The sequence below is a fragment of the Paenalicyclobacillus ferrooxydans genome, from assembly GCF_001399675.1.
Classification (GTDB): domain Bacteria; phylum Bacillota; class Bacilli; order Alicyclobacillales; family Alicyclobacillaceae; genus Alicyclobacillus_B; species Alicyclobacillus_B ferrooxydans.
Genome location: NZ_LJCO01000076.1, coordinates 30,339 through 43,179 on the forward strand (window position 1 = coordinate 30,339; position 12,841 = coordinate 43,179).

The 12,841-nt window shown below is 48.0% G+C and carries 13 protein-coding genes; 7 read left to right on the forward strand and 6 right to left on the reverse strand.

Annotated features, from left to right (window positions below; translation table 11 throughout):
* Positions 1-73: 73 nt before the first annotated feature.
* From jag to rpmH, 5 genes are all read right to left on the reverse strand, one after another.
* Positions 74-733 carry an RNA-binding cell elongation regulator Jag/EloR gene (gene jag / locus AN477_RS17305; RefSeq protein WP_054970428.1) on the reverse strand — a complete coding sequence of 220 codons (660 nt, stop codon included), beginning with the start codon at positions 731-733 and terminating at the stop codon, positions 74-76.
* 40 nt (positions 734-773) lie between these two features.
* Positions 774-1,646: a YidC/Oxa1 family membrane protein insertase gene (locus tag AN477_RS17310; protein WP_245631876.1), complete on the reverse strand. Its 873-nt coding sequence runs from the start codon at positions 1,644-1,646 to the stop codon at positions 774-776.
* A 22-nt stretch (positions 1,647-1,668) separates the two neighbouring features.
* Positions 1,669-1,890, reverse strand: a complete 222-nt coding sequence (gene yidD, locus AN477_RS17315) for a membrane protein insertion efficiency factor YidD (RefSeq protein WP_054970430.1) — start codon at positions 1,888-1,890, stop codon at positions 1,669-1,671.
* A 21-nt stretch (positions 1,891-1,911) separates the two neighbouring features.
* The gene (gene rnpA / locus AN477_RS17320; protein WP_054970431.1) at positions 1,912-2,250 is read right to left on the reverse strand and encodes a ribonuclease P protein component; all 339 of its coding nucleotides are present in this window, start codon (positions 2,248-2,250) and stop codon (positions 1,912-1,914) included.
* Between the two features lie 112 nt (positions 2,251-2,362).
* A complete protein-coding gene (gene rpmH / locus AN477_RS23895) occupies positions 2,363-2,497 on the reverse strand; it encodes a 50S ribosomal protein L34 (protein WP_083486397.1) in 135 nt (44 codons plus the stop codon).
* Positions 2,498-3,072: 575 nt separating this feature from the next.
* Between rpmH and dnaA the strand changes: the two genes are divergently transcribed.
* From dnaA to gyrA, 7 genes are all read left to right on the forward strand, one after another.
* Positions 3,073-4,449, forward strand: coding sequence for a chromosomal replication initiator protein DnaA (gene dnaA, locus AN477_RS17325; RefSeq protein ID WP_054970432.1), 1,377 nt, complete (start codon positions 3,073-3,075; stop codon positions 4,447-4,449).
* A 340-nt stretch (positions 4,450-4,789) separates the two neighbouring features.
* Positions 4,790-5,917 carry a DNA polymerase III subunit beta gene (gene dnaN / locus AN477_RS17330; protein WP_054970433.1) on the forward strand — a complete coding sequence of 376 codons (1,128 nt, stop codon included), beginning with the start codon at positions 4,790-4,792 and terminating at the stop codon, positions 5,915-5,917.
* 5 nt (positions 5,918-5,922) lie between these two features.
* Positions 5,923-6,135: a S4 domain-containing protein YaaA gene (gene yaaA / locus AN477_RS17335; protein WP_054970434.1), complete on the forward strand. Its 213-nt coding sequence runs from the start codon at positions 5,923-5,925 to the stop codon at positions 6,133-6,135.
* Positions 6,136-6,139: 4 nt separating this feature from the next.
* Complete coding sequence (recF, locus tag AN477_RS17340) at positions 6,140-7,249, forward strand: DNA replication/repair protein RecF (RefSeq protein WP_054970435.1); 1,110 nt, start codon at positions 6,140-6,142, stop codon at positions 7,247-7,249.
* A gap of 7 nt (positions 7,250-7,256) precedes the next feature.
* Positions 7,257-7,550 carry an extracellular matrix regulator RemB gene (remB, locus tag AN477_RS17345; RefSeq protein ID WP_157062033.1) on the forward strand — a complete coding sequence of 98 codons (294 nt, stop codon included), beginning with the start codon at positions 7,257-7,259 and terminating at the stop codon, positions 7,548-7,550.
* A 60-nt stretch (positions 7,551-7,610) separates the two neighbouring features.
* Entirely contained in the window at positions 7,611-9,515 is a 1,905-nt protein-coding gene (gene gyrB, locus AN477_RS17350) for a DNA topoisomerase (ATP-hydrolyzing) subunit B (protein WP_054970442.1), read from the forward strand.
* Between the two features lie 111 nt (positions 9,516-9,626).
* Complete coding sequence (gene gyrA, locus AN477_RS17355; protein WP_054970437.1) at positions 9,627-12,077, forward strand: DNA gyrase subunit A; 2,451 nt, start codon at positions 9,627-9,629, stop codon at positions 12,075-12,077.
* Between the two features lie 582 nt (positions 12,078-12,659).
* Here the strand turns inward: gyrA and AN477_RS25295 are convergent.
* On the reverse strand, positions 12,660-12,841 hold a 182-nt coding region (locus AN477_RS25295), incomplete at its 5' end, for a hypothetical protein (RefSeq protein ID WP_211266029.1).

Genomic DNA, 12,841 nt, shown 5'->3' on the forward strand with positions numbered 1-12,841 from the left:
CAAACCCTTCTCTTCAGAGAAGGGTAGGGGTGAGTATGATTCCAATTCAAGATGCAGAGTAAGGTTTCCGTTCTCAGCCGTTCTTGCGTGCTGGGCCGGTTTGTACGAATGGCACGACGACCACCTTACGGTACGGATCTGTACCTTCGCTCGTTGTGGTAACATCGCTCCGATTTTGCAGGTACGTGTGAACAAACTTCCTGTCATGTGCCGGCATCGGATCGAGTGACACCGGACGCTTTGTGCGTAAAGCGCGGACGGCAGCTCTATCCGCTAGACGCTGCAAACCTTCCTGGCGGCGCTGCCTGTACATCCCTGCATCCAAAAACAGCCGTGTATAGCTTTCCTGACCCTGATTGGCCACAACGTTCACAAGGTACTGCAACGAGTCAAGGGTGGAACCGTGCTTACCGATGACCACCGGAAGATCATTCTCGTCGCATATAATCTCAAGCGTCGTTGGTGTGTCTTCAGACGCAGGCAGCAAACGAATCCTCGCGTCAATCCCCATGTGAATCAAGGTCTCTGAGAGAAAATCTCTTGCTGTCTCTTCTGGTGTCCGAATCACTGAAACCTCTACCTGTGCCTCCCGGCCGCCAATAAATCCGAACAGTCCTTTTACGGGTTCACTCATTACCCGAACTGTTGCTTGCGACCTGGAGATACCCAGTCGAACCAACGCCGAGGTCACGGCATCTTCCACCGTACGCCCGGTTGCAGTAACCTTCTTCATCGTGCAGTCTCCTTTGGATGAGGATGAATTCACGGAACCGCTAGTTTTTTTGCTCTTCGTTTCCTCTTTCCTTCCGCTTGCTGCTTACTTGTTCCTGCTTTTCGCTTGTACCGGGCTTTAATCGCTTAGGTTTGTCGGGGCCGGATCTCGGACCACCGCCAGAGTCCGCCTTTGCAGCAGCCGTCGCCGCCGCCGGCTTCACCTTCACGAAATACGTTTGCACCGCTTGGAACAGGTTTGTGTACACCCAGTACAGGGCTAAGCCAGACGGGAACCGCGAGCCAATGATGAAAATAAACACAGGCATGATAAACAACATCATCTTCTGTTGTCCGCCATCCGTGCCAGCCATCATCAACTTTGATGAGAAGAACGTCGTGATTGCGGCGAGTAACGGAAGGATATAGTAATGATCGGGATGGCCCAAGTTAAAGATCCCAAGGAAGTGACTTTCACTTAGCTTCACATTTCCTTCGATAGCGCCGAACAAGGCATACAAAATCGGCAACTGTATTAACATCGGGAAACATCCGGACATTGGGTTGACCCCGTACTGTTGCCACAATTTCATCGTCTCTTGCTGGATCTTCTGGTTATCGCCCTGATATTTGCTGCGGATTTTTTGAATCTCTGGTTGAAGCGACTGCATAACCTTCTGATATCGAATCTGTTTAATCATCAAAGGCAAGACGATTAAACGAACAGCAACCGTCACAACAAGCAGAGCCAGTCCATAGCTCCCACCAAGGTGGCTTGCGGTGAAGTCGATGACGGATGAAACGTGTTGCAAGATGTTTCCCCATAGACCGCCAGGCCAGTGTCCCGGCTTTGTGGGGTACATGCTGCATCCGGACAGAGACATCACGGCCGCCAGACCGACGACCCACCACCATTTCCGATTTCTACGCTGCACGACCTCCAAAAGCTGATTCCTCCTACTTCTTTTTCGGAACTGGATCAAACCCACCCGGATGCCAGGGCCCGCACTTCACAATTCGAATCATGGCCAGCAGTGATCCTTTGAGCGCGCCATGTTCTTGTACCGCTTCAACCGCATAATTCGAACAACTCGGTATAAACCTGCACCTTGGACCGGTTAAAGGTGAAATCGCCCGTTGGTAGAATCGAATGCAGAACACTATCACTCTGCTGAACATTCTCCCATCTCCTACCGTACATCATACCATGAACTGGGCCTTTTTGAGCAACTTCTGAACGTCCCGACAGATCTCTAAGTACGATGTATCCGCCGAACCTTTGCGGGCTATGACCACAAAGTCTACCGACTGATCTCTCAATTGAGGAGACAGTTCCTGAAAACAGGCTCTAAGTCTACGTTTCAACTGATTTCGCTGCACCGCATTGCCGACTTTTTTGCTGATGGAAAAGCCAACATGAAAGTGTCCAATCTGAGTCTTGTACCAATACAACACAAACCGGCCTGTAGCAGCAGACCGTCCGCGCTGAAAGACTCGGCGAAATTCACGATTTTCTCGAAGTCGGAATTGGGATTGCACCAGGACCAACCTTTCATGCTATGGATACGCCGCCATTAAATGTAGCGAGGCCTCTTTAAAATCACCTTAAACGATCGAAAAAGGCCACCGAGGTGGCCTCACGTTGATGTACTTACGCACTTAACACTTTTCGTCCTTTGCCACGGCGAGCGGCTAATACTTTCCGGCCGTTCTTTGAGCTCATACGCTTGCGGAATCCATGAACTTTCTTCCGCTTTCTCCGATTCGGATTATAGGTCGGCTTCACAACGCCACCCCCTTTTCCATTAAGCACTCCAAACACAAGACACTGCCAAACATTATATATCCCTGTGAATAGGTGTGTCAACCTTCACAAGAGAGCTTAACCGCAAACATCCACAGGAATTTCACGCCACTGGTAATCCACAGCTGGAATTATCCACAGTCCCTGACACCGACCCCAGAATATCCACTTACCCACAAGCTTATACACAAATTCAGAGTACTGGGATAACCTAATTCTAATTTTGTCCACACTGTGGATAATTCGAAACAACCCATTGCCCTGTCTTTGCGTAATTTGATATGATCCGTCACACAGCGACCGAAATCGACAGTGCATAACTCTGATTCGTCCACAGCTTTGTCCACAACCTGTGGATAACTATCCTCCCAATCTGTTGATTTGTTTATAAAACCGAAGAAATTATCCACAAATCCGCTGACTGTGCACAGGCCTCGTGTTTTTATACGCGAGAAATCAGCACTTTTTCTGTTTTTCGTTATCCACAGGCTGTTGTGTAAGATTCATTTGTCAGCTGTCGCTTGAACGCAGTGGGGTAAGGGGGTCTGGGAACCTGTATGACCAACAAGTTTGACCACGTCTTTTTTGAACAATTATGGAGTAAAGTCCTTCAGATGATGAAGGAGCGCATGAGCGGACCAAGTTTTGAAACGTGGTTTCAAGGCACGCAGATAACAGACTACAACGGATCGACAAAGCAGCTGCGAATCTTTGTGCCGACTTTGTTTGCGTGTAACTGGCTGGTTTCAAACTACACAGCCATTGTCCAAAATGCCCTGACCGCACTCACCGAACAGGAGTTTCGGGTCGAATTTTACACAGGTGAAAAGATGAGCGGGGAAGAAGATAAAGAATCCGCTGCTGCTGTTGCACAACCTGGTGTTGATGAGCTCCCGATTGACATGTCCACGTCACAGCTCAATCCCAAATACACATTCGATAACTTTGTGATCGGGCAAAGTAATCGATTTGCCCATGCTGCCAGCTTGGCCGTCGCGGAGAAACCTGCTGCCTCCTACAACCCTTTATTTATCTACGGGGGAGTGGGTCTTGGAAAGACTCACTTGATGCAAGCTGTTGGGAACCACGTCGTTCAATTTAACCCTGGTGCGAAAGTCCTTTATCTGTCGTCCGAACGGTTCACCAATGAATTCATCAGTGCGATACGCGAGAATAAGACAGGGGACTTTCGCAACCGATACCGTAACATCGACGTATTGCTGATCGACGATATACAATTCCTGGCCAACAAGGAGCAAACCCAGGAAGAGTTTTTCCACACCTTCAATGCACTACACGAAGCAGGAAGACAGATCGTCATTTCAAGCGACCGTCCTCCGCGAGAGATCCCGACCCTTGAAGATCGTTTACGGAGTCGGTTTGAATGGGGACTCATTACTGATATTCAAGCACCAGATCTCGAAACACGAATCGCAATTATTCAACGAAAAGCGAAAGCGGACGGGATGTTTCTGGATGAACACGTAGCCTACTTCATCGCGACCCAAGTAAGCCATAACATTCGTGAACTCGAAGGTGCACTGATTCGTGTAGTGGCCTATTCTTCTCTGGTGAACGCAGACATTACTGTGGATCTTGCAGAACAGGCTCTAAAGGACCTCATCAATCAGGATGCACCGAGAAAGATTACCGTGACGCATATTCAAAAAGTAGTAGGCGACCACTACGGCCTCAAGATCGACGAGTTAAAAGCCAAACGCCGCACAAAAGAAGTGGTCTTGCCGAGACAAATTGCCATGTATTTGGCGCGTGAACTGACAGATATGTCTTTGCCGAAAATCGGGGATGCTTTTGGAGGAAGAGACCACACGACAGTACTGCATGCGTGCGAACGAATCACAAGTTCGATGAAAACTGATTCTGCATTGCAACATACGGTTCAAAAACTTGCAGAAGCAATCAGTACACTATAAGAGTTTTCATGTCGTGTTTGCCAAGCGAAGTTTGCTAAACTCGGCAGTCTGTGAATCACGTGGATAAAGGCCTGTGTTTATGCACAGGTTATACACAGGCTTTTTTTAGCTCGAATCATCTTCATTTCTCACTTTTCCACATTGTTAACATGTATTATTACTATGAGTACTTATCTCTTGTATACATTCTAGATCCTATGCTGTCATCTTTCGCGTGATGACAGCTTTGAAATGCACTCATGACAAAGCTTAACGAACTTCAATGGACAATTGCCTTGTAACACGTTCCGATTGAGTTTTCTAGCAATGTCATTCTATGCAGAGGGGAGCCTTTCAATTCATGAGATTCTCTATTCAACAACCCGCATTGCTCCACATGCTCCAGGTTGTCTCAAAAGCAGTTGCTGTTCGAACACCGAAACAAGTACTGACAGGCATCTTACTTGAAGCCGATGACAACACACTGACGACAACAGCCTACGACCTAGAGCTGGGGATACAAGACACCATCCACTCAGATGACACCAATCAGTTAGACGTATCAACACCTGGATCGATCGTTCTTCCAGCTCGATACCTTTCCGAGGTCATTCGTAAACTTCCTTCAGACAACGTATCGATCTCTGTCAACAACAACTACATGACGTCTATTCAGTGCGGACAAGTTGAATTTCATTTGCACGGCATCGATGCAGAAGAATTTCCAAAACTGCCAGAATTCCAGTCAGATACACAAATTCAACTACAAAGTGAACTTCTGAACGATTTCATTCGCTCTACAACATTCGCAGCATCAAATTCAGAAGTACGTCCAATTCTCACCGGTACACACATCCAATACACAGATGGCACATTGAACTTCACCGCTACAGACGGACTTCGGCTTGCAACGCGTTCAACGACTTTTGACGATGCAGATACACACAACTGGACAGCTATCATCCCAAGCAAATCCCTGTCTGAGCTCAGTCGACTTCTTCCGGATAATGACACTGTAATCGACGTCCAACTTACAGACAGCCATAGTCTGTTCGTCATTGGTGAAACGTACTTCTACACTCGTCTGATTGACGGCACATACCCGGATACCTCAAGAATTATCCCTAAGGTTCAGAGAACAGAGATTCGCGTCAACGTGAAGTCGATTGCGTCTGCTATTGACCGAGCAGCTTTGATTGCAAGAGACCGAGACAATCACATGGTTCGACTCGAAGTACAAGGACAAAAAATGACCTTCTCCTCCAGTTCACCCGAAATTGGAAATGTGTCCGAGTCCGTGGAGGCAAGCCAAAAAGAGGGAGACGATTTTCAAATCGCATTCAACGCAAAGTACGTACTCGATGCGCTCGCCGTATTTGATAATACCGACGTGTTGATACGGTTTAACGGGTCAAACCAACCCTTCACAATTCAGCAGGTTGACGGAGATGTTGGACTGCAGCTCATCTCCCCAGTGCTTATGAGGTGAGAAATGTGCAGCAGATTGCAATTCATACCGAGTTCATTCAATTGGGGCAGGTACTGAAACTCAAGGACTATATTTCATCTGGTGGAGAAGCTAAGGTCTTCCTTGAGAACAATTCTGTATTTGTGAATGGTGACCGGGAGACCAGACGAGGCCGCAAGCTGTACCATGGTGACACCGTCACTATTGGTGCCGAAAAGTACACTGTGACAAAGAGTTGAAAAGATGAGAATCGAACGACTTACCCTCGGCAAATTCCGGAATTACGAGACTGGCAACGTTCAGTTTGCCGATGGCGTAAACGTATTTATCGGCGAAAACGCACAAGGAAAGACCAATGCTCTAGAAGCCATCCACATGCTGGCAATGGGAAAGTCACATCGTACCTCGAAAGACACGGAATGTATTCAAACCGGCGAAGAATCTGCTCTCATCAAAGGCGAGATTACAGTGAAAGGTCATCGCAGTGTGCTGCAGGTCGACATCACACAAAGCGGTAAACGGGCTTTAGTAAATGGCTTAAGTCAGGCTAAAATGACTGATTTTATCGGCCATTTCCAAGTGGTCTTATTTGCGCCAGAAGACTTACAGCTTGTAAAGGGCGGTCCTGCTGTCCGAAGGCGTTTTATTGACATGGAACTGGGTCAAACACATCCCAAGTACCTCTATCACGTCACCCAATTCAACAGGGTCTTGCAGCAAAGAAATGCAATTTTGAAGCAAACGGAAATTGATTGGGATTACGTCGGCGTTTTTGATGAGCAACTGGCTATTCACGGGGCAGAGGTGACGGTACGGAGACGCAGGTTTGTTGATGAAATGACCAAATTTGCAAAGCGGATTCATCAAAACATCGCACCTGGTCGAGAACAAATGAGTATTGAGTACAATCCGTCGATCCGCAGTGATGACGAACGGGGACATTTGAACGTGGATGCCTTGGCCGAACACTACCTGACACTTCTTCGGCAGAGACGTCACCAAGATTTTCAGTCTCGTCACACAACTGTTGGACCGCACCGTGATGACATGAGTTTTTTCATCGACGGGAAGCCGGTACAATCGTATGCCAGTCAAGGGCAGCAGAGGACCGTCGCACTCTCGATCCGTTTGGCAGAGATCGATTTTATTTATCAAGAGGTTGGTGACTATCCGGTTTTACTGCTCGACGACGTTCTCAGTGAACTCGACGATCATCGGCAAACGAACTTAGTTATTTCTATGCACGAGCGAGTCCAAACTATCATCACAACGACGAGTCTGGCGCCCTTCCATGGGATGCTGGAAGGCCAAATGCGTTTGTTTCAGGTGCACTCTGGTATAATAACTGGATAGAGGGTAGGTGAGATGTGTGTTTATCCACATCGGCGGTGAGAAGATGGTCAGCCTGCGAGACGTGATTGGCATTTTTGCCATCCATAACTCGGAACCCACCGACTTGACAGGACTCTTTCCCGGCCATATGAAATCAGAGTCACTGACAATGGTTCAGTCCCCAGGCGGAGAGATCAAGTCAGCTGTTCTTACGCCATCCCACGTGTACCTATCACCGATATCGTCTTTAACGTTAAAACGGCGTGCTGAAAATCTCTATCGGGATCTAGAAGACATGGAGACAGAGGAGAAAACGGATTAGCCGACCGGTCCTTTGGAGTCTGTGTTTCGAAATGAACTTCATTTGTTGGAGGGAACCTTTGTGCCGCAGCAACCTGTGTATGATGAATCACAGATAGAAGTCCTTGAAGGCCTTCAGGCTGTTCGAAAACGGCCTGGTATGTACATCGGATCGACAAGCGTAAGAGGATTACACCATCTTGTTTGGGAGATCGTGGACAATGCAGTCGATGAAGCATTGGCCGGTCGTTGTACAAAGATCATTGTCACGATCAATGAGGACGAGAGTGTAACTGTAGAGGACAATGGCGCAGGTTTTCCGGTGGGTATTCACCACAAGACAGGCCGTCCCGCAGTCGAAACTGCACTGACAGTTCTCCACGCAGGAGGAAAGTTTGGCGGATCCGGTTATAAAGTATCCGGGGGACTGCATGGTGTCGGTGCTTCCGTTGTCAATGCGTTGTCTTCTTGGCTTAAAGTCGAGGTACATCGCGATGGCAAGGTGTATGTTCAGGAATATGAACGTGGACAAGTACTGTACGACCTGAAGGTGGTTGGAAAAACGGATCATACGGGTACCATTGTTACTTTTAAGCCCGATCCGGAGATCTTTACTGAAACAACCGTATTTCAATCCGATATTCTCACAGGGCGGTTACGCGAACTTGCATTTTTGAATGCAGGACTTGAAATCGTCTACCGGCACATCCGTGAAGAGAAAGATGTCACTTATTGCTACAGCGGCGGAGTTGCCGAATTTGTGAGATTTCTCAACAAATCGAAAGAGGTCCTCTTTCCGAATCCAGTCATGGTCACAGGCGTGAAAGATGACGTCACTGCCGAGATCGCGCTCCAGTACAATGATGGGTACGCTACGACCCTGTATTCATTTGCAAACAACATCAATACTCACGAGGGCGGGACACACGAGGCTGGATTCAAGACAGCTTTGACGCGTGTGATCAACGACTATGGACGAAAATCCGGTGTCATCAAGGAAAATGAAAACAATCTGACGGGTGACGACGTCCGAGAAGGACTGACGGCAATCATCAGTGTAAAAGTGACAGAGCCTCAGTTTGAAGGACAGACCAAGACAAAGCTTGGAAATAGTGAAGTGAGAGGCATTGTTGATAGTTTGTTTGCCGAGAAGTTGTCCACATTTCTTGATGAAAACCCGGCGGTGGCGAAGCGGATCATCGAAAAATCCATCACTGCCGCAAGAGCCAGGGAAGCGGCTCGAAAAGCCCGTGAATTAACACGGCGTAAAAGCGCCCTTGAAATCAGCTCTCTTCCAGGGAAACTGGCGGATTGCTCATCTAAAGATGCATCGATTTGTGAGTTGTACCTGGTCGAAGGTGATTCGGCTGGCGGTTCAGCCAAGCAAGGACGCGACCGCAATTTCCAAGCGATTCTGCCGCTGCGCGGTAAGATTATCAACGTGGAAAAGGCTCGTCTGGATAAAATTCTTGGAAACAATGAAATTCGAGCCATCATCACCGCGCTTGGAACCGGCATTGGTGATGAGTTTGACCTAGGCAAAGCACGTTATCACAAGATTGTCATCATGACGGATGCTGATGTAGACGGCAGCCATATTCGGATTTTGCTCCTAACATTGTTCTACCGCTTCATGAAAGAGCTGATTGATGCGGGTTATGTGTACATTGCGCAACCGCCTTTATACAAAATCCAAAAGGGTAAATCAATTCGTTATGCGTATAACGACCATGAGCTTGATCGGATTCTGCAGGAGATTGGCCGCCAAGGTATCAGTCTCCAACGCTATAAAGGTCTCGGAGAAATGAACCCTGAACAGTTGTGGGAAACGACAATGGACCCGGAGGTCAGAACCCTGCTTCAGGTGACCAGCGAAGATGCGATGGAAGCAGATATGATCTTTACGATGCTCATGGGAGAAAAAGTCGAACCCCGACGCGAGTTCATTGAAGAGAACGCGAAATACGTGAAAAATCTCGATATCTAGTACTGTGGGAAATGATTCAACCGCAGTGGTCGAAATCAAACCGCAGTGGTCAAATTGTTACATTTGCCCATCGATCCCGAAACAACGTTGAGTTCCTAGGAGTGAAATTACTTGGCGGATGAACCAATCAGTAAGATTCTACCGAGAGACCTCGGTCAGGAACTAAAAAGTTCCTTTATCGATTACGCGATGAGCGTCATCGTTGCCCGTGCAATTCCCGATGTGCGTGATGGGTTAAAGCCTGTGCACCGACGGATTTTGTACGCGATGTACGAAGTCGGAATGACGCCCGATAAACCATACAAAAAGTCTGCCCGTGTAGTCGGAGACGTATTGGCGAAGTATCACCCGCATGGTGACGCAGCTGTTTACGATGCCCTTGTTCGGATGGCACAGGACTTTTCCACACGCTATCCCCTTGTTGACGGGCATGGAAACTTTGGATCCGTTGACGGCGACAGCGCTGCAGCGATGCGGTACACGGAATCAAGGATGTCCCAAATTGCTCTAGAACTGCTGCGCGACATCAACAAAGAAACGGTCGACTTCGGACCAAACTACGATGAGAACGAACAAGAACCTTTAGTCCTGCCTGCACGGTATCCAAACCTGTTGGTCAACGGATCGTCCGGTATTGCGGTAGGTATGGCGACCAATATTCCGCCGCATAACCTTCGTGAAGTGATTGATGGTGTTGTGTACTTGATTGATAACCCTGAGGCAACTACAGAGGATCTCATGCAGATTGTCAAAGGTCCCGACTTCCCGACTGGCGGTATTATTCTCGGTCGAGATGGCATTCGCTCGGCGTATCGAACTGGACGCGGCTCGATTACCATTCGCGCCAAAACGCAGTTCGAAGAGATGTCTGGAGGAAAGACACGGATTGTCGTGACCGAGATTCCATATCAGCAAAACAAAGCTCGGTTGATTGAAAAAATTGCGGAACTCAGTCGCGATAAGAAGATCGACGGGATTACCGATTTACGGGATGAGTCGGATAGAACCGGCATGCGGATCGCGATTGAGCTTCGACGTGACGTGAAGCCGCAGGTCGTGTTGAATAACCTGTTTAAACATACTGGTTTGCAAAGTACCTTTGGTGTTATTGCACTGGCACTCGTGAATGGAGAACCGAAGGTTCTTAATTTGCACGAGATGATTTATCACTACATCAACCACCAACGAGATGTTGTAACGCGCAGGACGCAGTTTGACCTCAACAAGGCCGAAGCTCGAGCACACATCTTGGAAGGCCTGCGTATCGCGCTCGACAACATCGATGAAATCATCAGTTTGATTCGGGCGTCGGCGACCACGGAAATCGCTCGTGATGGATTGATGAATCGCTTCTCCCTCAGTCATGAACAGGCACAGGCGATTCTCGATATGCGCCTGCAACGCTTGACTGGTCTGGAACGCGAAAAGATTGAAAATGAATACGCTGAACTCCAGAAGCTGATTGCGGAGTTGAAGAATATCCTGTCGAACGAATCTGAGTTGATGAAAGTCATTCGCAGCGAACTCGTTGAGGTTAGAGACAAGTTTGCAGACGAACGCCGCACAAACATCGTTGCTGATGAGGGAGACATCAACGAGGAGGACTTGATTCCTGTTCAGGATGTCGTAGTGACCATCACGCATGCTGGGTATGTGAAGCGCATTCCACTCGTGAGTTATCAGAGTCAGCGACGCGGGGGACGCGGCGTTACAGCCATGGGAACCCGTGAAGAAGACTTTGTTGAACACATGTTCATCACTTCGTCACATCACTACCTCTTGGTCTTTACGAACAAGGGCAGGATGTATAGCTTAAAGGCGTATGAGATTCCAGAGTACAGTCGTCAGGCCAAGGGACTGCCTATCATCAACCTGTTGCAGGTTGATTCGGATGAGAAAATCTCAACGGTGATTCCAGTTCGCAGCCTTGAAGACTCTGAGGATATGAAGTTGTTCTTCGCGACCAGACAGGGGATTGTGAAAAAGACAGCACTGAAGGAGTATGCAAACATCCGTAAAAACGGTCTGATTGCCATCAATCTGCGTGAAGATGATCAATTGATCTCCGTTCGTCTCACGGATGGGGATAAAGACATCATTATGGCAACAAGCCGGGGAATGTCCATTCGTTTCCCTGAGTCTGATGTTCGTCAGATGGGGCGCGTCTCAACCGGTGTAAAGGGGATCCAGTTGTCTGATGACGATGTAGTCATCGGGATGGACGTTGTTGAGCCTGAGAATGATGTCCTTGTCGTGACCAGTCGGGGATACGGGAAAAAGACCCATGTATCCGACTACAGAGTCCAGGCTCGAGGCGGAAAAGGCATCAAGACGCTGAACTGTACGAATAAAAATGGGATTGTGGTCGGACTGAAGATGGTGCAGTCTGATGACGATCTGATGATTATCACAAATGCTGGTGTAGCCATTCGCATTCACGTTGCGGATATTTCAACGCAGAGTCGAAATACGCAAGGTGTTCGCCTAATCAACGTTCCTGAAGGTGAAGAAGTGGCCACCGTTGCACGAGTCATTGCGTCGGATGAGGACGATGAAGGCTAAGAGTAAAACAAAGCACATGTAAGTTGTATCGAGAGGCGCTGCCGAGAAATGTGGCGGTGCCTCTCTTTCATTTGGCGGGTATGGGTCTGTGTTGCTCTTGTGAGTCTGTTTGAGGCTACGTTTGCACGTCAGTTTGGTCTGGTTTGCATGTCAGTTTAAGGAGGAATTTAAGGAGGAGTTTAAGGTTCGTCTGAGGTTATATTCTGATGGAACTGTTGATCGTTTTCTTTTTGTAAAACATAGACCTAGTGCGTTACAATAAGCGTTGCGGACTCAAACCAAGGTGCCATGTGTTGAACAAGGTTCATGTGTTGAACAAGGTGTCATCTGTGGTGGCTCATCTTTTAGGGTTGCGACTTTCGCGGAGGTGTAGAACTGTGCCTGCTTTTGAAGAGTTGGTGATTCGCCAGGGTGGGATGTTCTTTGGTTTTCTGTTACTCGTGGTGGTTGCATTTATCTTTTTCAATGCAATCCTGAAGGATTAAGAAGCAGCATCAACTCGGTGTATTAACATGTTACATTATATACCATTTGATCTCATCCTCTGACCGTGGTATATTAGTCGATGTCGCCGCGAGGCGGCTACGATGAAAACCTGATAACAACGCGGATATTGAGGCAAGCTATCAGGTGTTTGAATGAAGTTGGTTCCTTGAAAACTAAACACACGCAGAGAGTGAAACGTACAGATTCGAAGTGAGCATCTTCGGCAACGAAGAGAGCAAACTTCTCAACTTTGAGAGTTTGATCCTGGCTCAGGACGA